Origin of the sequence: Streptomyces sp. NBC_01471 (genome assembly GCF_041438865.1) — a bacterium.
Taxonomy (GTDB): domain Bacteria; phylum Actinomycetota; class Actinomycetes; order Streptomycetales; family Streptomycetaceae; genus Streptomyces.
In genome coordinates this window covers 6,782,794-6,805,129 of sequence record NZ_CP109450.1, presented here as the reverse complement: position 1 = coordinate 6,805,129, position 22,336 = coordinate 6,782,794, and the positions used below count along the sequence as shown (strand labels likewise).

Here is a 22,336-nt window from a genome sequence, read left to right as displayed (position 1 = left end):
ACTGCAGCGTGTGTGGGACCGCGGGTGCGCGCCACTAGAGGGCGAGCAGCTCCTTGGTCGTAATGGTGAGTAGCTCGGGTCCGCCGTCCGCCTCAGGGCGTACGACGAGCGTGTCATCGATCCGGACTCCGCCCCGGCCAGGGAGGTGGACCCCCGGTTCGACGGTGACCGGCACGCAAGCGTCCAGTTTACCCATGGCCGCAGGTGCCAACTGCGGGTCCTCGTCGATTTCGAGCCCGACACCGTGCCCGGTCGACGGCCCGAGGGTCCCGCCGTGGCCCGCGGCCTCCAGGACATGGCGTGCCGCGAGGTCCACGTCCCGGCACGCCGCACCGGGCACAAGTGCCTCCCGACCTGCCCGTTGTGCGGCGAAGACCAGGTCGTACAGCTCGATCTGCCAGTCCGCCGGCGCCGTCCCGATGACGAATGTCCGGCCGATCTCACATCGGTATCCGCGGTACACGGCCCCGAGCCGGACGGAGAGCAGATCTCCCTCCTCGACCCGGCGGTCGGAGGGGCGGTGGCCGCTCAGCCCGGCGTTGGGCCCGGTGGCCACCGAGGTCGGGAAGGACGGCCCGGCGGCGCCGTGGTCGACCAGGCGCCGCTCCAGTTCCAGCGCGAGATGACGCTCGGTGCGCCCGACGAGGATCGATTCGAGCAGCTCGCCCAGGGCCTGGTCGGTGATCTCCCCGGCGGTGCGCAGACAGCTGATCTCCTCCTCGTCCTTGATGATCCGCTGCTGCTCGACCGCGCGCGCGAGATCGGCGAGACGCAGCCGCGGGGCCACCGAGAGCAGGGCCCGGTGCCGGGCGACGGTCAGATGGTGCTCCTCCACCGCCAGTGACACGGCGCCCGCCGAGCCGAGCAGGTCGGCGGCGGCCACCGCCGGGTCACCGCCGGACTCCGGGAGCACCGTGAGCCGCAGGTGCTCGTCGGGGCGGCCGTCCTGGGGGTCGGCCGGGGGCCCGGCGGGGCAGAGGAGCACATCCCCCTCGGGGCCGAGCAGCAGGACGGCGCCCGCCGGGGCCGCACCCGCGAGATACCGGACGTTGGCCGGCCGGGAGACCAGCGCGGCGCCGCTGCCCGCTGCCAGGCACCGGTCACGCAGCCTTGCCCGGCGGACCGCAAACACCTCTGCCATGGTCCGAGCCTAGGAGCGGCAGCGGGTCCCGGCCGGTTCAGCGCGTCCGACCGGGGAGCTTCACCAGGTCGGAGGGGAGGCGATGGACCGGGCGAGCACGTCGTCGAGCACCTGGGCGGTGGTGGCCACGTCGTACCCCGAGTTGTCGATGATCGGCAGCCCCGAGCCGTACCAGCCGGCCATCCGGCCGTGGATCCGGGCGACTTCCTCGTCGCCGAGACGGCGGTTGCCGCTGCGGGCCGCGTTGCGCTCCAGGACGACCTCCAGGCCCGGCAGGAGGACGACGGGCAGCAGACCGGGGCCGACGTGGCGCTTCCAGCCGCCGAGGCCGACGACCGGGCGGTCGGGGAAGACCGCGTCGTCGAGGATGCAGGAGATCCCGTTGGCCAGGAAGTTGCGCGCTGCGAAGCCGCAGGTGCGGCGGGCCAGGCGGTACTGGGCCTCGGAGTGGTCGTTCCAGCCGGTCTGGGGGTCGGCGAAGCCGGAGCAGACCCACTCGCGTACGTCGTCGAGGCTGATGTGCGACGTGGGCATCCGGCGGCTCCGCGCCCAGTGCCGGGCGACGGTGGTCTTGCCGGCGCCCGCCGGTCCTATGAGGAGGACGGCGAGCGTGGTGTTGCCGGTGTCGGCCGGGGCGCTGGCGGCGGGCGGGGCGGGCAGCGGGACCGGGCCGCCGGGCGGCAGCTGGATGTGGCCGGTCGTCTCCATGGACGGCGGCGCGGGCGGCAGGTGCGGCGGCGCGGGCGGGGCCGGCGGCAGGCCGGGCGCCACCCAGCCCGGGGGCTGTCCGGGGTGCTGGGCGCCCTGCCCCCAGCCGGCGGCGCCCGACGGGGGCGGCGGCAGCGGAGCTCCCACAGCGTGCTGCATCCGGTGCCACTCCGTCTCACTCAGCCGACTGTCTGCCGTACCGAACGGTACCCTCCCCGGCCGGCACCGTGTGAACGGCCGGGGAGGGTCACCGGGCGGCGTCAGCCGCTGAGTTCCCCGGCCAGCGCCCGCAGGGCGAGGCGGTAGGAGCCGATCCCGAAGCCCGCCACGGTGCCGCTGGCGACCGCAGCGATTACGGAGTTGTGACGGAACTCCTCGCGGGCGTACGGGTTCGAGATGTGCACCTCGATGAGCGGGGCGGTGCGCTGGGCCGCCGCGTCCCGCATCGCGTACGAATAGTGCGTGAACGCACCGGGGTTGATGACGACGGGGATCGCGCCGTCGGCCGCCTCGTGCAGCCAGCGGATCATCTCGCCCTCGTCGTTGGTCTCGCGCACCTCGACGTCGAATCCGAGCTCCTTGCCGAGCAGGGTGCAGGCCTCGACGAGCCCCGCGTAGGACGTCGCACCGTAGACGTCGGGCTCGCGGGAGCCGAGCCGGCCCAGGTTCGGGCCGTTGAGCACGAGGACGCGGCCGCTCACGCGGAGACCTCCCCGAACGCGGCGAGCAGGACGGCCGGGTCCGGGCCCTCCAGGACGGTCGGCTTGGCGAGTCCGTCGAGGACGATGAAGCGCAGGACGTTGCCCCGGGACTTCTTGTCGACCTTCATCGTCTCCAGGAGCTTGGGCCACTGGTCGCCCCGGTAGGTGAGCGGCAGCCCGACCGAGGCGAGCACGGCGCTGTGCCGGTCGGCGGTCGCGTCGTCGAGGCGGCCCGCGAGACGGCCGAGCTCGGCGGCGAACACCATGCCGACCGAGACGGCCGCGCCGTGCCGCCACTTGTAGCGCTCGTTCTTCTCGATGGCGTGGGCGAGCGTGTGCCCGTAGTTGAGGATCTCCCGCAGGCCCGACTCCTTGAGGTCGTTGGACACGACCTCGGCCTTGACCCGGATGGACCGCTCGATCAGCTCGGCGGTGTGCGGTCCCGCGGGCGTACGGGCCCCCTCGGGGTCGGACTCCACGAGATCGAGGATGGCCGGGTCGGCGATGAAACCGGCCTTGATGATCTCGGCCATGCCGGAGACGTAGTCGTTGACCGGGAGCGAGTCCAGCGCGGCGAGGTCGCAGAGCACCCCGGCCGGCGGGTGGAAGGCGCCCACCAGGTTCTTGCCCTCGGCGGTGTTGATGCCGGTCTTGCCGCCGACGGCCGCGTCGACCATGCCGAGCACGGTGGTGGGGACGGCGATCCAGCGCACCCCGCGCAGCCAGGTCGCCGCGACGAACCCGGCCACGTCGGTGGTCGCGCCGCCGCCGACGCCGATGATGACGTCGGTGCGGGTGAACCCGGTCTGGCCCAGCGCCTTCCAGCAGTAGGCGGCGACCTCGACGGTCTTGGCCTCCTCCGCGTTGGGCAGCTGGACCGCGATGGCCTCGTACCCCTGGTCGGCGAGGTCCTGGCGGACCGCCTCGCCGGTCTCGGCCAGCGCCTCGGGGTGCAGCACGGCGACCCGCTGCGTCTGCTCACCGATCAGGGTGGGCAGCTCGCCGAGCAGCTGACGGCCGACCAGCACCTCGTACGGATCGTGGCCGTCCGTGCCGCCGACCTGGATACGGATGGGGGCGTCCTGCGTCATACGGTCTTCTCCTGGCCGGGGGGCGGGGTGGTGTCCCCTGCGGGGAGCCGGAGCTCCAGGGCGTCGAGGACCGCCTCGGCGACCTCTTCGGGGATCCGGCCGTCGGTGGCGACGACGGCCCGGGCGACTTCGGTGTACAGGGGACGGCGCGCGTCCATCAGCTCACGCCACTGGCGGCGCGGGTTGACGGCGAGCAGCGGGCGCGCGGTGTTGAGCCCGACGCGCTTCACCGCCTCGTCGACGTCCATGGAGAGGTAGACGACGGGGTGGCCGGCGAGGAGCTCGCGGGTGGCCGGGTCGAGGACCGCGCCGCCGCCGAGCGACAGGACGCCGGTGTGCCCGGTCACCGCCTCGCGCACCGCGGCACGCTCCAGAGCGCGGAAGTGGTCCTCGCCGTCGTCGACGAAGATGTCCGCGATGGTGCGGTTCTCGGCCGCCACGATGTCGGCGTCGGTGTCGCGGTAGGCCGCGCCGAGCCGCTCGGCGAGCAGCTCGCCGACGGTGGACTTGCCGACACCCATCGGGCCGACGAGGACGACCAGCGGCCCGCTCATCGGATCTGCAGGTTGTCGAGGAACGACCGGACGTTCCGGCGGGTCTCGCCGACGCTGTCGCCGCCGAACTTCTCGGCGACCGCGTCCGCCAGGACCAGCGCGACCATGGCCTCGGCGACGATCCCGGCGGCGGGCACGGCGCAGACGTCGGATCGCTGGTGGTGTGCGGCGGCGACCTCGCCGGTGGCCACGTCGATGGTGGCGAGCGCGCGGGGCACGGTCGCGATCGGCTTCATCGCGGCCCGGACACGCAGCAGTTCACCGGTGGACATACCGCCCTCGGTACCGCCGGAGCGGCCCGTCGTGCGGCGTACGCCGTCCGCGGTCGGCACGATCTCGTCGTGCGCCTTGGAGCCCGGCACCCGGGCCAGGTCGAAGCCGTCGCCGACCTCGACGCCCTTGATGGCCTGGATGCCCATCAGAGCGGCGGCGAGCCTGGCGTCGAGCCTGCGGTCCCAGTGCACGTGCGAACCGAGGCCGACCGGTACGCCGTAGGCGAGCACCTCGACCACACCGCCGAGGGTGTCACCGTCCTTGTGGGCCTGGTCGATCTCGGCGACCATCGCCTTCGACGCGTCCGCGTCCAGGCAGCGCACCGGGTCCTCGTCGAGCCGCGCCTCGTCGGCGGGCACCGGCACGACGCCGTACGGAGCCTTCGCCCCGGCCAGCTCCACGACGTGGGAGACCAGCTCGATGCCGGTCGTCTCCTTCAGGTAGGAGCGGGCCACCGTGCCCAGCGCGACGCGGGCCGCCGTCTCACGGGCGCTGGCGCGCTCCAGGATCGGCCGGGCCTCGTCCAGCGCGTACTTCTGCATGCCCGCGAGGTCCGCGTGGCCCGGACGGGGCCGGGTCAGCGGGGCGTTGCGGGCCAGCTGGGCCAGCTCGTCGGGGTCGACCGGATCGGCCGACATGACCTTCTCCCACTTGGGCCACTCGGTGTTGCCGACCATGACGGCCACCGGGCCGCCCATGGTCAGCCCGTGCCGGACCCCGCCGAGGAAGGTGACCTCGTCCTTCTCGAACTTCATCCGGGCGCCGCGGCCGTATCCGAGCCGCCGCCGGGCGAGCGCGTCCGCCACCATGTCCGTGGTGACCGGGATGCCGGCGGGAAGCCCCTCCAGCGTCGCCACCAGTGCGGGTCCGTGCGACTCCCCCGCGGTCAGCCAACGCAACCTGCTCAACGGTGCTCCTCATGCTCGCGCCTTCGTTTGCGACGGCGCGGCCGGGTGCGCGGCCCTGGCCCGCCTGACCCGATCCTCCCACGACCGGGCGGCCGGACGGTCACGGGTCCAGCTGGCGGACGTCCGCCCGGTCCCCGGACGGCCCGTCGCGGACGCCGCCGGATCCGGCGTCCGGCGCCGGGTCAGCCGCGCGCGGTGTGCTCCAATGCGGAGGGCACCGGACACCGGGGCGGCTCCGGAAGCGGGCTGCCGGAGAGAGGCGGAGCTCACGTGGAACTGGATCTCGGAGGCGGCGCAGGGGTGACCCTGGCGGCCGGCCCCGCCGGAGTACGGCTCGCCGCGCGGCCGTCGCCGCAGGGGCCGGAGACCGTGTTGTGCTGCTCCCCGGCGCAGGCCAGGGAGCTGGCCGCCGCCCTGGTACGGGCGGCGGGCGAGGCGCAGCGCGCCCAGCCCGCCGAGCGCGTCACGGTGGAGGCGCGGGAGCTGCGCCGCGGTGACGTCAGGGACAGCGAACGCTCCATGACCGTGGAACGCGTCAGGCCCCTGGGTGACACCGTCGAGGTCACCTGGAAGTCCGACGCGGGCCGCAGCTGGACCCAGGACTACGCGTCCGGCGCCGGAATCGGCCTCCGGCGGCGCGGCTGATCCGCCGCCCCGCCGGACGCAGAGTCCTCCCGTAAGGTCCCCGGCGCGGGCCTCACCGCGAGGCGAGTGCCCGCTCTCCGGCTTCCCGCATGGCGGCCAGCGGGGCGGGCGTCCGGCCGGTCATCTGCTCGACCTGCAGCACTGCCTGGTGCACCAGCAGATCGAGGCCGCCGACGACGGCCCCGCCGCGGGACCGCCATGCGGTGGCGAGCGGCGTCGGCCAGGGCTCGTACAGCACGTCGAAGAGAGTGCCGGGCGCACCGGGAACGGCGGCGGCGAGCGCGTCGGTGGTACCGGCCGGGGTGGTCGCGATCACCAGCGGCGCGTCGAACGCGCCGGCGGCGTCCTCCCAGTCGGCCGTGTGTACATCGACGCCCAGCCGCTCGCCCCAGCCGCGCATCTCCTGGGCGCGGGCGGCGCTGCGCACGTAGGCGGTGACCGGGCCCGTACAGATGAGGGAGAGGGCAGCGAGTGCGGACGAGGCGGTGGCGCCCGCACCGAGGACGGCGGCGGACTCGACCTTCTCGACCCCGCGCTCGCGCATCGCGGCGATCATCCCCGGGATGTCGGTGTTGTCGCCCACCCGGCGCCCGTCGGAGGTGAACACGACCGTGTTGACCGCCTCGACGGAGGCCGCGGTCGCGGTCACCTCGTCGAGCAGCGGGATGACCGCCCGCTTGAGCGGCATGGTCAGCGAGAGCCCGGCCCAGGACACGCCCAGCCCGTCGACGAACGAGGCAAGGGTCGCCTCGTCCACCTCGAAACGGTCGTACGACCAGCTGCCGAGCCCGAGTTCCCGGTACGCGGCACGGTGCAGCACCGGAGAGAGCGAGTGCGCGATGGGCGATCCCAGAACGGCCGCCCTGCGGGCCTCAGCCACCGTTCTGGTTGTCATTGAACTGCGCCTTCAATTTCATGAACTCCGCATAGGTCTTGGTGAATCCGGTTCTGTGCCCGTCGACCGAGACGAAGTAGAGATAGCCGTCCTTCGTCGGATTCAGGGCCGCAGCGAGTGCTTCGGGACCCGGACTTCCAATCGGTCCGGGCGGAAGACCCTTCTGCGTATAGGTGTTGTACGGATCCGTATTCTTGTGGATTTCCGCTTCCCCGATATTGATCTTGCTCTGGCGCTTCAGATAATTGTAGGTCGAGTCGAACTGGAGGAGCTGATTGGTCTGTGTATTACCGGACTTCAGGCGGTTGTAAATGACCTCTGCCATTCGGCGGAAGTCGTCCTGGGTCTTGCCCTCGGCCTGGACGAGGCTCGCCACGGTGACGACCTGGAACGGGTCCTGGAGCCCCAGCCGGTGCGCCGCTGCGGTCAGGTCCTCGTCCCCGTACTCCTTGTCCGCCTGACCGACCATCTTCTTGAGGATGTCCTCCGGCTTCATCCCCTTGGCGATCGGGTAGCTCGCCGGAGCGAGGAAGCCCTCCAGCGGGTCCTTGAGGTCCTTGTGCCCCTTGGCCCAGCCCGGCAGCCCCAGCTTGCCGGAATCCGACTTGGCGATGCCGGCGGTGGTCCCGGCCTTCAGTTCCAGCCGCTTGTCGATGGCCGTGTACACGGTGGCGTTCCGCCAGCCCGGCGGGATGATGAGCTGGTTCAGGCTGTTCGGGTCCACCATCGCGGTGACCGCGTTCGCCGCGGACATCTGCTGGTTGAGGCTGTACACACCGGCCTGGAGCGCCTTGCCCTTCGGGTTCTTCCCGGCCGCGGTGACGAAGGCCTGGACGCTCTTGACCACGCCCTTCTCCTTCAGCAGCCGGCCGATCCCCCCGAGGCCCGTGCCCTGCGGGACCTCGACCTCGACCGGCGAGCTGCCGACGCCGGTGAAGTCCGGGGGCGGGGCGTAGCGGGACTGGTAGAAGCTGTAGCCCACATAGCCCACGCCACCGAGACCGCCGACCAGCACGAGTGAGACCGCGAAACAGGCGCAGCCGTTGCGGCGCTTGGGTTTTCTGGTCTTGCCCCGGCGGTCACGGGTGCCGTCACGGGTCTCGGCGGGGTCGTCGTCGTAGTCGTCATCGTCATCCCCGCCGCCGACAGGACCGTCGCCGCCGGTGAAGAAAGGATGCGTCTCGGGTGCGTGCCGGGGCTCGGGCTCCGCCTCCGCCGGCGGCTCCTGCTGCCATTCGTCGCGACGGCCGGGGGGCTGCGGCGGCGGATAGGCGTCGGGCGTCCGGTAGAAGTCGGGGTGCTCCCCGTTGGGGTGAACCGGTTGTCCACCGTACGGCGCATGCGGATCCGCTCCGTACGCCACACCGGTCTGCGCCGCGCCCTCCCAGCCGCCGTTCTGCTGCGGCTGGGCCTGCTGCGGATACGGGTCCTGCTGGTACGGGGCCTGTGCATACTGCTGCTGGTACGGGCCCTGCTGGTACTGCGTCTGGTGGGGCGGGGCCTGGTGCGGCGGGGTCTGCCGGTACTGCTGGGCGTTCGAATTCTGCGCGTACAGCTGCTGGTTCGGGTCCTGCGGATAGGGCTGCTGATCCTGGCCGTACGGGGCCTGACCCGGGCCGTACTGGCCCTGGTGACCACCGTACTGACCCTGGCCCGCGCCGTGCTGCCGCGCGTCCTGCGGGTAGTGCCCCTGCTGCTGATACGGGTCCTGCGGCGGGCTGTACACCGGGTTGCCGTACTGGTCGTACTGCTGCACCTGGGCGTACTGCTGCGCCTGGCCGTCGTAAGGCGTCTGGCCGGAGGCGTCCTGCTGACCTCCCCATCCCTGGTCCCCGTACAACGGGTCCTCGGGATGCCACGGTTCGGAGCCTGCGCCCCGGCCATACTCAGTCATCGGTCCCCTAGAGCCGCGAGGCCTCCGGACGGTCCGCCTCTTGTGCTGTGCGGCAGCTGTTCGAAACCCGCCGCATGGCGCGGAACGTTACCGTAACCCGGTCAGACAACCACTTCGACGCCCTCACCTGGAGCAACACCTGACGCCCGTTCGGCCTCCAGTGCATTCTGCAGGATGATGACTGCCGCTGCCTGGTCGATGACAGAACGACCCTTTCTGGACTTTACGCCTGAGGCCCGCAAACTCTGACTCGCCGTCACTGTGGTCATCCTCTCGTCGATCAATCGCACCGGAATGGGTGCAATATCACGAGCGAGTTCCTGGGTGAATACACGGACCTTGGCGGCCGCCGGGCCTTCTCCCCCATTCAGGGAACGGGGAAGACCGACCACGACCTCAATCGGTTCGTACTCGGCGGTCAATTGCCTCAACCGCCGGTGGGCCGCCGGGACGTCACGTCCGGGCACGGTCTCCACAGGTGTGGCGAGGACCCCGTCGGGGTCGCACGAGGCGACCCCGATCCGGGCATCCCCGACATCGATCGCAAGCCGGCGGCCACGTCGCATCAGGCGGTCTCTCCGACCAGGCGCTCGACGGCGGCCACGGCGTCGCCGATGGCGTCCGGGTTCTGCCCGCCGCCCTGGGCCACGTCCGGCTTGCCGCCACCGCCGCCGCCGAGGGTCTTGGCGGCGGCCCTGACCAGCTCACCGGCCTTGAGACCGCGCCCGCGGGCGGCCTCGTTGGTGGCGATGACCGTCAGCGGGCGGCCGTTGGCCGTGGTGAAGAGGGCCACCACGGCGGGGCGGTCGCCCTGGATCCGGCCCCGCACATCGAGAACGAGCCTGCGCAGGTCGTCGGCGCCCGTGCCGTCGGGAACCTGGCCGGTCACCACGGCGACACCGCGTACGTCCTTGGCCCCGGCGGCGAGACCGGCGGCGGCCTGGAGGACCTTCTCCGCGCGGAACTTCTCGATCTCCTTCTCGGCGTCCTTGAGCTTCGAGAGCATGCCGGAGATCTTCTCCGGCAGTTCCTCGGAGCGGCCCTTGACGAGTTCCTGGAGCTGGGCGACGACGGTGTGCTCCCTGGCCAGGAAGTTGTACGCGTCGACGCCGACCAGGGCCTCGATCCGGCGCACACCGGAGCCGATCGAGGACTCACCGAGCAGCTTCACCAGCCCCAGCTGGGCGGTGTTGTGGACATGCGTCCCGCCGCACAGCTCCTTGGAGAAGTCGCCGATGGTGACGACACGGACCCGCTCGCCGTACTTCTCGCCGAACTCGGCGATGGCGCCCTGCTTCTTGGCCTCGTCGATGGACATGACCTCGGCGTGGACGTCGAGTTCGTGGGAGAGCACGTCGTTGATCTTCTGCTCGACGTCGGTGAGGACCGTGCCGGGTACGGCGTTGGGCGAACCGAAGTCGAACCGGAAGCGGCCGGGCGAGTTCTCCGAGCCGGCCTGGGCGGCCGTCGGGCCGAGGGCGTCGCGCAGCGCCTGGTGGGTGAGGTGGGTGGCGCTGTGGGCGCGGGCGATGGCCCGGCGGCGGCGCTGGTCGATGGCGGCGTAGGCGGCGGCGCCGACCGTCACCTCGCCCACCTGGACGGAGCCCTTGTGCACGGAGACGCCCGGAACCGGCTGCTGGACGTCGCGGACCTCCACGACGGCGCCCGAGTCGAGCCTGATCCGGCCGGTGTCGGCGAGCTGGCCGCCGCCCTCGGCGTAGAACGGGGTCCGGTCGAGGACGATCTCGACCTCGTCGCCCTCGGTGGCGGCGGGCGAGGACACCCCGTCCACGAGCAGGCCGACGATGGTCGACTCGCCCTCGGTGGAGGTGTACCCGGTGAACTCGGTGGCGCCCGAGTTGTCGGCGACGGCGCGGTAGGCGGACAGGTCGGCGTGGCCGGTCTTCTTGGACCTGGCGTCGGCCTTGGCGCGCTCGCGCTGTTCCTTCATCAGCCGCCGGAAGCCGTCCTCGTCCACCGAGACGCCCTGCTCGGCGGCCATCTCCAGGGTGAGGTCGATCGGGAAGCCCCAGGTGTCGTGGAGCAGGAAGGCCTTGTCACCGGCGAGCACCCGACCGCCGGAGGCCTTGGTCTCGCTGACGGCGGTGTCGAGGATGTTGGTGCCGGCCTTCAGCGTCTTGACGAAGGCGGCCTCCTCGGCGAGGGCGACCGTCTCGATCCGCTTGCGGTCGGTGATGAGCTCCGGGTACTGGTGACCCATGGTGTTGATCACGACGTCGGCCAGCTCGGCGACGACCGGTCCGGTGGCGCCGAGGAGCCGCATGTTGCGGATGGCCCGGCGCATGATGCGGCGCAGGACGTAGCCACGGCCCTCGTTGCCCGGAGTCACACCGTCGCCGATGAGCATCACGGACGTACGCATGTGGTCGGTGACGACCCGCAGCGAGACGTCCGAGGCCTCGGCCTGGCCGTACCTGACGCCGGTCAGCTCGGTGGCCTTGTCGATGACGACCTGCGAGGTGTCGATCTCGTACAGGTTCGGCACGTCCTGGAGGATCATCGCCAGCCGTTCGAGGCCCAGGCCGGTGTCGATGTTCCTGGACGGCAGGTCACCGAGGATCGGGAAGTCCTCCTTCCCGTCTCCGGCGCCGCGCTCGTACTGCATGAAGACCAGGTTCCAGATCTCCACGTACCGCTCGTCGTTGACGGCGGGGCCGCCCTCGACGCCGAACTCCGGGCCGCGGTCGTAGTTGATCTCGGAGCACGGTCCGCAGGGTCCGGGGACGCCCATGGACCAGAAGTTGTCCTTCTTGCCCAGCCGCTGGATGCGCTCGGCCGGCACGCCGATCTTCTCGCGCCAGATCTGCTCGGCCTCGTCGTCGTCGAGGTAGACCGTGATCCAGAGCTTCTCCGGCTCCAGGCCGTAGCCGCCGTCCGCCACGGAGCTGGTGAGCAGCTCCCAGGCGTACTGGATGGCGCCTTCCTTGAAGTAGTCGCCGAAGGAGAAGTTGCCGCACATCTGGAAGAACGTGCCGTGCCGGGTGGTCTTGCCGACCTCTTCGATGTCCGGCGTCCGCACGCACTTCTGCACGCTGGTGGCGCGCGGGGCGGGCGGCTTGGCCTCGCCGAGGAAGTACGGCTTGAACGGGACCATGCCCGCGGGCACGAGCAGCAGAGTCGGGTCGTCCGCGATGAGCGACGCCGAAGGGACGACGGTGTGCCCGCGCTCCTCGAAGAAGCTCAGCCAGCGGCGGCGAATTTCAGCCGACTCCATCAGTGGTCCTCATTCCGGTTGTGCGAGTGCTTGGTGTGTTCGATGGCGGCGAGGCGTCGCCGCGCGGGAAGCTCGGCAGGTCCGGGCGGCGCGTCGATGCCGAGCGCCTCCCCGAGCTCCGCCTCGCGCTGGACCATGCCGGCCCGTACGTCGACGGCGAAGTCCTTCAGCCGGTGGCCCGCGTCGACGGCCTTGTTCGCCGCCTGCGCCGCGAGGCTCTCCGGGCTCAGCTGCTTGATCTTGCGGTTGACCTTGGTGGTGGCCCACACACCGGCTGCGGCGCCGGTGGCGAACCAGAACGTACGGCGGAACATTGCAGCGTCAGCCCTTCCGCTTCCTACGCCGTGCGGCCGGCACCGTACGGCCGACGATCACCGGGCCGCCCGGGCTCGCCGGCTGCGCGCCGTCCTTGCGCCCGAGGGCCCGGCGGACGCCGTAGCCGAAGGCCGCGACCTTCACCAGCGGTCCGCCGAAGGTCGATGCGACGGTCGTGGAGAGTGCCGACGCGTTGGAGGTGACCTCCTGGACGTCCGTCGCGATGGCGTCGACCCGTTCCAGCTGGGTCTGCGCCGACCGGACGGCCGCGGAGGCATCGGCGAGCAGCGGCACGGCCTGATCCGTCACGTCCGCCACCAGCTTGGTGGTCGTCCTGAGCGTCTGGGCCAGCCTCACCAGCACCACGGCGAGGAAGGAGACCAGGATCGCCCAGAAGACGGCCACCAGGATGCCGGCCACCTCTCCACCGGACACGTTGCACCGCTCTCTGGTCGTCGGAAGTCACGTCGTTGGTCACGTCGATTGTGGTTTCCGAGCCTATCGCGCCGGGGCTCCGCCCCTGTACCCGATATCCCGAGCGCACGCCGGGAGTTCCGGCATCGGATTGTACGTAGTGCTCACCTCCCCGTACTCTCCGTGTCCTATGCGACACGACTCGACCGGCCATCGGACCGCCCCCGGCGGCCTTCCCGCAGAGCTCAACCGGTTCGTGGGGCGCGGGTCCGAGGCTGCCGAGCTGGAGAGACTCATCGGCTCGTCCCGGCTGGTCACGGTGGTCGGAGTCGGCGGCGTAGGCAAGACACGGCTGGCGACACATGTGGCCGGAAGGATGCAGGAACGGTTCTGCGACGGAGCGTGGCTGGCCGATCTGTCCGCCCTGCGCGACCCGGAGCTGATCGAGCACACCCTGGTCGAGGCCCTGGGCCTGACCGACCACACGAGCAGGCCGCCGCGCGAGGTCCTGACCCGCCATCTCGCCGGGCGGGAGCTGCTGTTCGTGGTCGACGGCTTCGAATTCCTGGTCGACGCGTGCGCCGGGCTGCTCCTCGGACTGCTGCGGGGCGCACCGGGGCTCCGGGTGATCGCGGCCGGCCGGCGGCCCCTGGAGATCGAGGGCGAGCTGACACTCCCGCTGGCGCCGATGCGGGACCGGGACGCCGTACGGCTCTTCACCGACCGCGTCTCGGCGGGCCGGCGCGGATTCCGGTTCACCCGGCCCGACGCCGCACGGGTCGCGGAGGTGTGCCGGCGGCTGGACGGGATCCCGCTCGCGCTGGAGCTGGCGGCGGGGCGGATGCGGGCCCTCTCCGTCGACCAGCTGCTGGCCAGGCTCGACGACCGCTTCCGGCTGCTGACCGGGGGCGGCAGGGGTGTGCTGCCGCGTCACCGGACACTGCGCACGGCGATCGGCTGGAGCCATGAACTGTGCACCCCGGAACAGCGGTTGCTCTGGGCGCGGCTCTCGGTGTTCCCCGGGCAGTTCGACCTGGAGGCGGCCGAGTACATCTGCGGCAGCGCCGAACTGCCCTCCGACGGCATCCTGGACGAGCTGGACGAGCTGCTCGCGCAGTCCGTGCTGCTGAGGGAGGACACCCCGGCGGGCGTCCGCTACCGGATGCTGGACACGATCCGCGACTACGGGGCGCAGTGGCTCGCGGCAGCCGGGGACACCGAGCGGCTCCGGCGGCGCCATCGCGACTGGTTCGTGGGGCTGGCGACCTGGTGCGAACTGGACTGGTTCAGCCCCCGGCAGGCCGGGATCGCGGTCCGGGTGGACGGTGAACTGCCGAATCTGCGGGGCGCACTGGAGTTCTCGCTGGAGCACCCCGAGGACGTTCATCTGGCGCAGTACCTGGCGGGGACGCTCTGGTTCTACTGGGCGGGCTGCGGACGCCTCGCCGAAGGCCGGCACTGGCTGGACCATGTGCTGGAGGCGGAGGGCGGACACGACGGCGCACGGCTCAAGGCGCTCTGGGTCCTGGGTTACGTGGCAGTGCTCCAGGGGGACGCGGTGGCGGCGGTGGCCGCCCTCCAGGAGTGCCAGGAGGCGGCACAGCACACCGGTGACCCGGTGGCGGCCGCGTACGCGCTGCACAGGACCGGCTGTCTGGCACTGGTCACCGATGACATGCCGCGCGCCGAGGAGCTGCTGCGCGAGGCGCTCGGGCAGTACCGGGAGCTCGGCGAGCTCAACAGCAACGTCCTGATGGGACAGGTCGAGCTGGCGATGGCGGTGTGCTTCCGCGGCCGGCTCGACGAGGCGGCCGCCATCTGCCAGGACGTCGTGGCGGTCTGCGAGGACCACGGCGAGCGCTGGGCGCGGGCCTACGCGCTCTACGTACTGGCCTTCGAGGCCTGGTCCGACGGCCGGACTGCGCACTCCCGCGAACTTCTGTCCGAGTCCCTGTCCACCAGCCACGCCTTCCACGACCAGCTGGGCACGGTGCTCGCCCTGGAGCTGATGGCACTGCTCACTCTGGAGAGCGGTCAGGCCACGGAGGCCGCGCTGCTGCAGGGCGCGGCCGGGCAGCTCTGGACCTCGGTGGGGCTGCCGCTCTTCGGCTCGGCGTACTACAGCGCACCGCATCAGCGGTGCGAGGAAGGGGCCCGCGGCACGCTGGGCCCCGAGGTCTACGAGAGTTTCCTGGCGCGGGGTGCGCAGCTCGGCCGCGACGCCGCGGTGGCCCGGGCGCTGCGCGGCCCTGCGGCACGCAAAGACCCGCCGCCCCCTGCTCGGCGTGGAGCGAGGGGACGACGGGCCGAAGCGGTGAAGCGCGAGGTACGTCCGGATCAGCGGGCGTAGTACTCGACGACCAGCTGCTCGTCGCAGATGACCGGGATTTCCTTGCGGTTCGGGTCGCGGTCCAGGCGGAAGGCCAGGGCCTTCAGGTTCACCTGGAGGTAGCGCGGGGTCTCGCCCTCGGTGTCGTAGCCACCCTCACGGGCAACCTGGAAGGGGACCTTCTCGCGGCTGCGCTCGCGGACCATCACGACGTCGTCGGGACGGACGCGGAACGACGGCTTGTCGACCTTGCCGCCGTTGACCTGGATGTGGCCGTGGACGACCATCTGCCGGGCCTGGTAGATGGTCCGGGCGATGCCCGAACGCAGGACCAGGGCGTCGAGACGGCGCTCGAGCTCGACGACCAGCGCCTCGCCCGTCTTGCCTTCGGCCTTCTTGGCGCGGTCGTAGGCGCGGGCCATCTGGCGCTCGCTGATGTCGTACTGGGCGCGCAGACGCTGCTTCTCCAGCAGACGGACCTTGTAGTCCGAGTTCTGCTTGCGGCCACGGCCGTGCTCGCCCGGCGGGTACGGACGGGCCTCGAAGTACTTGACAGCCTTCGGCGTCAGCGCGATACCGAGCGCGCGTGACTTCTTGACCTTGGGACGCGACTGGTTAGGCACGTTCTCCAAACCTCCATGGTTGGGTTAGGTTAGGTTCACCTTACTCAAGGAGATCGCATGTCTCGTCCGGGGAACACCAGTCACATCACGGACAGCACAAAGAAGGCCGACGCTCTGGGCGTCGACGCGACGGAGGTCCGATCAGATCGTGGTCAGCCGCGTCCCAGCGGACTTGAAACCGCCCGGATGCCGTCAGCAGCCGAGCGCACACGAACTCTCGTACAGAGTACCTGCTCCGCGGTACTGCTGGTGACCGGGGTCGAAGCGGCCCTCAGCGACCAGCTGGTCCCGCTCACCCGCAGCACCGGACCCGACGGTGAGCTGTATCTGCTCTTCCCCGCCGCGTCCCCGGCCGTCCGGGCCGCGACCCACGCACAGGACGACGAGCTGGCCGCGGTGCTGGAGATCACAGATGTCGCCCCGGTCTCCGTGCCCCACCGGATCCGCGGCCGGGCCTGGGTCTCCGGGTGGCTCACCTCCGTACCCGGCATGGCCGCTCCGGGCCGCATGATGCTGCGGCTCGAGGTCGGGGAGGTGTACGTGGACGACCTCTGGGGGCACGGGAGCGCCGAGCCCGAGGAGTTCGCGGGAGCCGACCCCGATCCGCTGGTAGCCCATGAGACCGAACTGCTCCAGCATCTGCACTCCGCCCACGGCGAGCAGGTGAGCGGGCTGTCCGGGTTGCTGGGCGACCGGGTCCCGGACGGCAGCGCGGCGGTGCCGCTGGCGCTGGACCGGTTCGGGCTGCGGGTGCGGTTCACCGGTGCGCGGTGCTTCGACGCGCGCTTCGACTTCCCCGAGCCGGTGAGCGATGTGACCGGGCTGCGCCGCGCCATGCACACGCTCTTCGACGCGGCGGCCGGGTGAGACCGGCCGGCTGCGGAGACAGAAGGCCGCGGAGACGGACGGCCTCGAAGACGGACAGGGCGGGTGGCGCCGGGTGTGTGAACGGCCGCGACCCGGAGCACGTCCGGGCACCCGGCCGTCATGACCGGACCACCGGCCCTCGTCACTGGCGTCCGTCCGTGCCTTCGCCCGACAGCCGCTCCCGCACCTTCTCGACCACGTCCGCGTAGCGCGCCTCGGCGCCGTACCGGGTGGGCTCGTAGTAGCGCTTGCCCTGCACGGAGTCCGGGGCGTACTGCTGGGCGGCGATGGCGCCCGGGACATCGTGCGGATAGACGTAGCCCTGGGCGTGGCCGAGCTTGGCCGCGCCCTTGTAGTGCCCGTCGCGCAGATGCGCCGGGACCGGCCCGACCAGACCCGCGCGCACATCGGCTCGGGCGGCGGAGATCGCTGTCGTCGCGGCGTTCGACTTGGGGGCCAGCGCGAGCGCGATCGTGGCGTGGCTGAGGGTGAGCGCGGCCTCGGGGAAGCCGATCAGCGCGACCGCCTGGGCGGCGGCGACCGCGGTCGGCAGCGCGGTCGGATCGGCCAGACCGATGTCCTCGCTGGCGGAGATCATCAGCCGTCTGGCGATGAACCTCGGGTCCTCCCCCGCCTCGATCATGCGGGCCAGATAGTGCAGGGCCGCGTCCACGTCCGAGCCACGGATCGACTTGATGAGAGCGCTCGCCACATCGTAGTGCTGGTCGCCGTCGCGGTCGTACGCCACGGCGGCGCGGTCGACCGTCTCCTCCAGCGTCCCGAGCGTGATCTCCGGCTCGGACTTGGCCATCGCCGCGCCGGCCGCCGCTTCGAGTGCGGTGAGGGCACGGCGGGCGTCGCCGCCGGAGATCCGCAGCAGATGCGCCTCGGCCTCGGTCGCCAGCGTGACGGCGCCACCGAGCCCGCGCTCCTCGGTGAGGGCCCGGTGCAGCAGCGACCGCAGGTCGTCGTCGGTGAGTGATTCCAGCGTGAGCAGCAGGGACCTGGAGAGCAGCGGCGAGATGATCGAGAAGTACGGATTCTCGGTGGTCGCGGCGACCAGCGTGACCCAGCGGTTCTCCACCGCGGGGAGCAGTGAGTCCTGCTGGGCCTTGCTGAAGCGGTGGATCTCGTCGAGGAAGAGGACGGTCTCCTTGCCGTATCCCCCCGAGGCCCTGCGCGCGCCGTCGATGACGGCGCGTACTTCCTTGACGCCGGCCGTGATGGCGGAGAGCTCGACGAACCGCTTCTGGGTGGCCTGGCTCACGACGTAGGCGAGGGTCGTCTTGCCGATGCCCGGTGGCCCCCAGAGCAGCACGGACGAGGGACCGGCCGGGCCGCCGCCGGACTCACCGACGAGCCGTCGCAGCGGTGAGCCCTGCTTCAGCAGATGCTGCTGGCCCACCACTTCGTCCAGGGTGCGCGGACGCATCCGTACAGCCAGGGGGCTGCTGGACGGGTCCTTCTCCTGGCGCTCTTCGGCCGCGGCGGTGAACAGATCGGGTTCCACGCACAAAACCCTATGTCACCCCACTGACAACGCCGGCGGACCGCTGCCGCCGGCCGGCACCGGCCGGCCGGCGGCCGGGCTCCGCGGGGTCAGTGCGCCCCGGTCCAGAAGTCCCACCAGCGGGTGAGGATCAGCATGCCGATGATCCCGATGTGCACGACGGGCAGCACCCAGGTGAACTCGCCGAAGAAGCTCCGCAGCCAGCCGGGGGCGGGCAGCAGGCCGTGCCGGACGTTGTGCGAGGTGACGTACCAGAAGAGGGTGATGGTGCCCACCCAGGCCAGGGAGCACCACAGGCAGAGCGAGTTGATGTTGTACAGGGACTGGTACTGGAGCCAGGTGACGAAGCCGACACCGAAGAGGCAGCCCGCGTTGAACGTCAGCCAGTACCAGCGGCCGTAGCGCCCGCCCGCGATCAGGCTCATCCCGACGCCGATCACGACCGCGTAGGTGGCGAGGCCCAGCATCGGATTGGGGAAGCCGAAGACCGAGGCCTGCGCGCTCTTCATCACATTGCCGCAGGACACCACCGGGTTGAGGCTGCAGCCCGGCGTGAAGTTCGGGTTCTTCAGGAGCTTGAACTCGTCGAGGGTGATGACCCATGCCGCGAGTAGCCCGGCGGCGCCGGTGATCACCAGAAGCCAGCCGAAGGCACGGCTCGCGCCGGTCTTCCCGTCCTGCTGCGCGGACACGTCGTCAACCACTGTCGTCGTCATCATGCCGATCCATCGCTCCTGTGGCCTGTGGGCAGGCTCATTGTGCCGCACGGCACGGGGTCCGCACTGTTCGATGGAGATAAGGAGGTGCGGAGACCCGCGCCGGGCAGCCCGCCCCGCGGGAGGCGTCCCGGTCGGGTGGCGTGCACGGCCGATGGTCGCGGGCCGCGCCCGGGATACGTCGGGACAGCCCCGGCCGACCTACTGTGACCTGGGCATTCGGTGCGGGGGCGGCGGCGGGGACCACAGTGGCGGAGGGCCGCCGGAGGATGCACGGAGGCGGGTCCGCCGGGCCTGCGCCGCCGGGGCGTGACCGCAGCCTCCGGTCACGCGGCTCGTCCGGCCACCGTGAACCGTACCCGGCGATCATGTGTCGCAATTGCCCGGCAGGACGAACCGCCGACCGCCGGGTTGACGTTCTCCGTCCTTCTTGTCCCGAAGGAGGAGGATGTCGCACCGGTCTCGCACCTGTGGCCCGGACGGAGATTCTCCGTCCGGGCCACAGGTGCCGATTCAGCAGGGCGGCAGTTTCAGCCGAGCCGTGCACGGACCTCGTCGACGAGTCCGTCGAGCGGCACCGCGCTCTGCTCGCCGGACTCCATGTCCTTGAGCTGGACGACGCCCTCGGCGAGATCCCGCTCACCCGCGACCACGGTGAAGCGGGCCCCGCTGCGGTTGGCGCTCTTCATCGCGCCCTTGAGACCGCGACCGCCGAACGCGAAGTCCGTGGCGACGCCCGCCCTGCGCAGCTCGGTGACGACGCCGAAGAGCACCCGCCGGGCCTCCTCGCCGAGCGGCACCGCGAACACACTGGTCGTGGCGGGCAGTTCGAGGTCGACGCCCTCGGCCTCCAGCGCCAGCACCGTGCGGTCCACGCCGAGGGCCCAGCCCACCGACGGCAGCGCGGGACCGCCGATCATCTCGGAGAGCCCGTCGTAGCGGCCGCCGCCGCCCACCGCGGACTGCGAGCCGAGTCCGTCGTGGACGAACTCGAAGGTGGTACGGGTGTAGTAGTCGAGGCCGCGGACCAGCTTCACATCGTCCTCGTACGCGACACCCGCGGCGGTCAGCAGGGTGCGGACCTCCTCGTGGTACGCCTTGCACGCCTCGCACAGGTAGTCCCGCAGCATCGGCGCACCGGCCAGCTGCTTCTGCACGTCGGCCCGCTTGTCGTCGAGCACCCGCAGCGGGTTGATCTCGGCCCGCCGACGGGTCTCCTCGTCCAGGTCGAGCCCGCGCAGGAAGCCCTGGAGCGCGTCGCGGTACACCGGACGGCACTCCCGGTCCCCGAGTGAGTTGAGCAGGATGCGGAACTGCCGGAGGCCGAGCGAGCGGTAGGCCTGGTCGGCGAGGATGATCATCTCGGCGTCCAGAGCGGGATCCTCGGTGCCGATCGCTTCGGCGCCCACCTGCGAGAAGTGGCGGTAGCGGCCCTTCTGCGGGCGCTCGTAGCGGTAGTACGAGCCGGAGTACCAGAGCTTGACCGGCAGGTTCCCGGCCTTGTGGAGGTTGGCCTCCAGTGCGGCGCGCAGTACGGAGGCGGTGCCCTCGGGGCGCAGGGCGAGCTTGTCGCCGCCACGTGTCTCGAAGACGTACATCTCCTTGGAGACGATGTCGGTGGATTCGCCGACCCCGCGCGAGAAGAGCTCGACGTTCTCGAAGCCGGGCGTCTCGATGTACTCGTAGCCGGAGTTCCGCAGCGGGGCCGCGAGGGCCGCGCGCACCGCGAGGAACTTCGCGGACGAGGGCGGCAGAAGGTCGTACGTGCCCTTGGGGGCCTGGAAAGTACTCACGGAAAAGTCGTCACATTCCTCGTCGGGGAGCGGCCAGGTCCCGCAGATACGGGTTGGTGGCGCGCTCGCGGCCGATGGTCGTCTGCTCGTTGTGACCGGGCAGCACCACGGTCGAGTCGTCGAGCGGCAGGCACACGCGGGCCAGCGACTCAAGGATCTCGGCGTGGTCGCCACCGGGCATGTCGGTGCGGCCGATGGAGCCGGCGAAGAGCAGGTCGCCCGAGAAGAGGATCTGCGGAATGTCCGCGGCCTCGGGCATCCTGAACGTCACCGACCCCTTGGTATGGCCCGGCGCGTGCGAGACGGCGAACTCCAGACCGGCGAGGGTCAGCTCGCTGCCGTCGGCCAGTTCCTTGACGTCGTCCGGTTCACCGACGGTCAGTTCGCCCATCAGCGGCATACCGATGGAGCGGCCGATGCCCTTCTCCGGGTCGCTCATCATGAAGCGGTCGGCAGGGTGGATCCACGCCGGCACGTCGTGCGCTCCGCACACCGGGACGACCGATGCCACATGGTCGATGTGGCCATGGGTGAGAACGACCGCCACGGGCTTGAGCCGATGCTTCCTGAGCGCGTCCTCGACTCCCTGAGTGGCCTGGTGGCCCGGGTCGATGATCACGCACTCCTCACCGGCGGCGGGGGCGACCAGATAACAGTTGGTCCCCCAGGCCCCGGCGGGGAACCCGGCAATGAGCACGATCGTCCTTAAATGTCGGTCCAGCGGGAGAATGCAGCAGATCAGAGCCTACCGGCGCCGCTCATCCCACAGCGAACCCATATACGGTACGGCCTAGCCCGGACAGGTATACGACACGCGCGAATCACGCATGCATACGGACGAGGGAGAACACCCGGTGGTCAACAGCGATCAGCGGCGGCGACAGCTCGCCAGGGAAAAGTTCGAGCGGCAGCAGGAGCGCCGCATCACCGCCCGGCGCACCGCACGCCGCCGCAACGCGGTCATCGCGTCCGCGGTCGCCGTGGTGGTCGTGGCGGGCGGTATCGCCTGGGGAGCCGGAGCGTTCAAGGGCGACGACGGCAAGGCCTCCCCCGCCAAGGCCGCGGATCCGTCGCCGTCGGCGAGCAGCAGCGGTCCCCCCGAGCCCGCGATGAAGATCGACAAGAAGGCGAAGTACACCTTCGCACTCACGACGAGCCAGGGCCCGGTCTCCCTCGTCATGGACGCCGCGAAGACCCCGCACACCGTGAACTCCTTCAAGTCGCTCGCGGACAAGGGTTTCTTCGACAAGACCAAGTGCCACCGCCTCACCACCAAGGGCATTTACGTCCTCCAGTGCGGCGACCCCAAGGGCAACGGCTTGGGCGGGCCCGGCTACACCATCCCGGACGAGAACCTGACCGCGCTCGGCAAGGCCGGCAGCGACGGTACGGTGACCTACCCGGCAGGCACGGTGGCGATGGCCAACACCGGCCAGCCGCACACCGGGGGCAGCCAGTTCTTCCTCGTCTACAAGGACAGCAAACTGCCCCCGACCTACACCCCGTTCGGGACCATGGACGCGGCGGGACTGAAGACGGTGAAGGCGGTGGCCAAGGCCGGGGTGACCGGCGGGAGCCAGGACGGGGCGCCCAAGAAGGCCGTCACCATCTCGAAGGCCACCGTCACCAAGGACTGAACCGGGGCCCCTCGGCCCGGTCCGGTCGGGGATATGGGGATATTCGGATGGGCCGGATGCGGACAGCCGCCCCGCCGTTCGCCTATG

Annotated in this window: 21 protein-coding genes; 4 read left to right on the top strand and 17 right to left on the bottom strand. The window is 71.1% G+C overall.

Annotated elements, in window-relative coordinates:
* Positions 1-34: 34 nt before the first annotated feature.
* The 6 genes from OG285_RS30550 to aroC all read right to left on the bottom strand — a co-directional run bounded on the left by OG285_RS30550 (position 35) and on the right by aroC (position 5,376).
* Positions 35-1,141, bottom strand: a complete 1,107-nt coding sequence (locus OG285_RS30550; RefSeq protein ID WP_356829315.1) for an aminopeptidase P family protein — start codon at positions 1,139-1,141, stop codon at positions 35-37.
* A 60-nt stretch (positions 1,142-1,201) separates the two neighbouring features.
* On the bottom strand, positions 1,202-2,008 hold the full coding sequence (locus tag OG285_RS30545; protein WP_356829317.1) for a Pro-rich N-terminal domain-containing protein: 807 nt from the start codon (positions 2,006-2,008) through the stop codon (positions 1,202-1,204).
* Between the two features lie 101 nt (positions 2,009-2,109).
* The gene (gene aroQ, locus OG285_RS30540; protein ID WP_356829319.1) at positions 2,110-2,550 is read right to left on the bottom strand and encodes a type II 3-dehydroquinate dehydratase; all 441 of its coding nucleotides are present in this window, start codon (positions 2,548-2,550) and stop codon (positions 2,110-2,112) included.
* On the bottom strand, positions 2,547-3,641 hold the full coding sequence (gene aroB / locus OG285_RS30535; RefSeq protein ID WP_356829321.1) for a 3-dehydroquinate synthase: 1,095 nt from the start codon (positions 3,639-3,641) through the stop codon (positions 2,547-2,549). The genes aroQ and aroB overlap by 4 nt, the downstream gene beginning before the upstream one ends.
* Positions 3,638-4,195, bottom strand: a complete 558-nt coding sequence (locus OG285_RS30530) for a shikimate kinase (protein WP_356829323.1) — start codon at positions 4,193-4,195, stop codon at positions 3,638-3,640. Before OG285_RS30530 ends, aroB begins: the two co-directional genes overlap by 4 nt.
* Entirely contained in the window at positions 4,192-5,376 is a 1,185-nt protein-coding gene (gene aroC, locus OG285_RS30525) for a chorismate synthase (RefSeq protein WP_356829325.1), read from the bottom strand. The genes OG285_RS30530 and aroC overlap by 4 nt, the downstream gene beginning before the upstream one ends.
* Positions 5,377-5,646: 270 nt before the next feature.
* Here aroC and OG285_RS30520 point away from each other — a divergent pair, with 270 nt between their 5' ends.
* Positions 5,647-6,021, top strand: a complete 375-nt coding sequence (locus OG285_RS30520) for a hypothetical protein (RefSeq protein WP_356829327.1) — start codon at positions 5,647-5,649, stop codon at positions 6,019-6,021.
* Positions 6,022-6,073: 52 nt separating this feature from the next.
* On the opposite strand, the gene OG285_RS30515 is transcribed toward OG285_RS30520, so the two are convergent.
* The 6 genes from OG285_RS30515 to OG285_RS30490 all read right to left on the bottom strand — a co-directional run bounded on the left by OG285_RS30515 (position 6,074) and on the right by OG285_RS30490 (position 12,795).
* Positions 6,074-6,916 (bottom strand): shikimate dehydrogenase, encoded by an 843-nt coding sequence (locus OG285_RS30515; RefSeq protein ID WP_371792772.1) that lies wholly within the window; start codon positions 6,914-6,916, stop codon positions 6,074-6,076.
* On the bottom strand, positions 6,894-8,810 hold the full coding sequence (gene mltG, locus OG285_RS30510; RefSeq protein WP_371792771.1) for an endolytic transglycosylase MltG: 1,917 nt from the start codon (positions 8,808-8,810) through the stop codon (positions 6,894-6,896). The genes OG285_RS30515 and mltG overlap by 23 nt, the downstream gene beginning before the upstream one ends.
* Positions 8,811-8,911: 101 nt before the next feature.
* Positions 8,912-9,376 (bottom strand): Holliday junction resolvase RuvX, encoded by a 465-nt coding sequence (ruvX, locus tag OG285_RS30505; protein ID WP_356829331.1) that lies wholly within the window; start codon positions 9,374-9,376, stop codon positions 8,912-8,914.
* On the bottom strand, positions 9,376-12,045 hold the full coding sequence (gene alaS / locus OG285_RS30500) for an alanine--tRNA ligase (protein ID WP_356829333.1): 2,670 nt from the start codon (positions 12,043-12,045) through the stop codon (positions 9,376-9,378). The genes ruvX and alaS overlap by 1 nt, the downstream gene beginning before the upstream one ends.
* Positions 12,045-12,359 (bottom strand): DUF6167 family protein, encoded by a 315-nt coding sequence (locus tag OG285_RS30495; protein WP_356829335.1) that lies wholly within the window; start codon positions 12,357-12,359, stop codon positions 12,045-12,047. The genes alaS and OG285_RS30495 overlap by 1 nt, the downstream gene beginning before the upstream one ends.
* A 7-nt stretch (positions 12,360-12,366) precedes the next feature.
* The gene (locus tag OG285_RS30490) at positions 12,367-12,795 is read right to left on the bottom strand and encodes a DUF948 domain-containing protein (protein ID WP_356829337.1); all 429 of its coding nucleotides are present in this window, start codon (positions 12,793-12,795) and stop codon (positions 12,367-12,369) included.
* A gap of 169 nt (positions 12,796-12,964) precedes the next feature.
* Here OG285_RS30490 and OG285_RS30485 point away from each other — a divergent pair, with 169 nt between their 5' ends.
* A complete protein-coding gene (locus OG285_RS30485; RefSeq protein ID WP_371792770.1) occupies positions 12,965-15,124 on the top strand; it encodes a regulator in 2,160 nt (719 codons plus the stop codon).
* Here OG285_RS30485 and rpsD read toward each other — a convergent pair.
* On the bottom strand, positions 15,112-15,726 hold the full coding sequence (rpsD, locus tag OG285_RS30480; RefSeq protein ID WP_164265384.1) for a 30S ribosomal protein S4: 615 nt from the start codon (positions 15,724-15,726) through the stop codon (positions 15,112-15,114). The two genes, OG285_RS30485 and rpsD, sit on opposite strands and share 13 nt — an antisense overlap.
* Positions 15,727-15,912: 186 nt before the next feature.
* Between rpsD and OG285_RS30475 the strand changes: the two genes are divergently transcribed.
* On the top strand, positions 15,913-16,593 hold the full coding sequence (locus OG285_RS30475) for a DUF2470 domain-containing protein (RefSeq protein WP_356829831.1): 681 nt from the start codon (positions 15,913-15,915) through the stop codon (positions 16,591-16,593).
* Between the two features lie 142 nt (positions 16,594-16,735).
* Here the strand turns inward: OG285_RS30475 and OG285_RS30470 are convergent, their stop codons facing one another.
* From OG285_RS30470 to OG285_RS30455, 4 genes are all read right to left on the bottom strand, one after another.
* Positions 16,736-18,103, bottom strand: coding sequence for a replication-associated recombination protein A (locus tag OG285_RS30470; protein WP_356829341.1), 1,368 nt, complete (start codon positions 18,101-18,103; stop codon positions 16,736-16,738).
* A gap of 89 nt (positions 18,104-18,192) precedes the next feature.
* The gene (locus OG285_RS30465) at positions 18,193-18,819 is read right to left on the bottom strand and encodes a vitamin K epoxide reductase family protein (RefSeq protein ID WP_356829833.1); all 627 of its coding nucleotides are present in this window, start codon (positions 18,817-18,819) and stop codon (positions 18,193-18,195) included.
* Between the two features lie 530 nt (positions 18,820-19,349).
* Entirely contained in the window at positions 19,350-20,612 is a 1,263-nt protein-coding gene (gene hisS / locus OG285_RS30460; protein WP_356829343.1) for a histidine--tRNA ligase, read from the bottom strand.
* A 10-nt stretch (positions 20,613-20,622) separates the two neighbouring features.
* The gene (locus tag OG285_RS30455; protein WP_371792769.1) at positions 20,623-21,309 is read right to left on the bottom strand and encodes an MBL fold metallo-hydrolase; all 687 of its coding nucleotides are present in this window, start codon (positions 21,307-21,309) and stop codon (positions 20,623-20,625) included.
* A 157-nt stretch (positions 21,310-21,466) separates the two neighbouring features.
* On the opposite strand from OG285_RS30455, the gene OG285_RS30450 reads away from it, so the two are divergent.
* Entirely contained in the window at positions 21,467-22,249 is a 783-nt protein-coding gene (locus OG285_RS30450; RefSeq protein WP_371793654.1) for a peptidylprolyl isomerase, read from the top strand.
* The last annotated feature ends 87 nt before the right edge of the window (positions 22,250-22,336 follow it).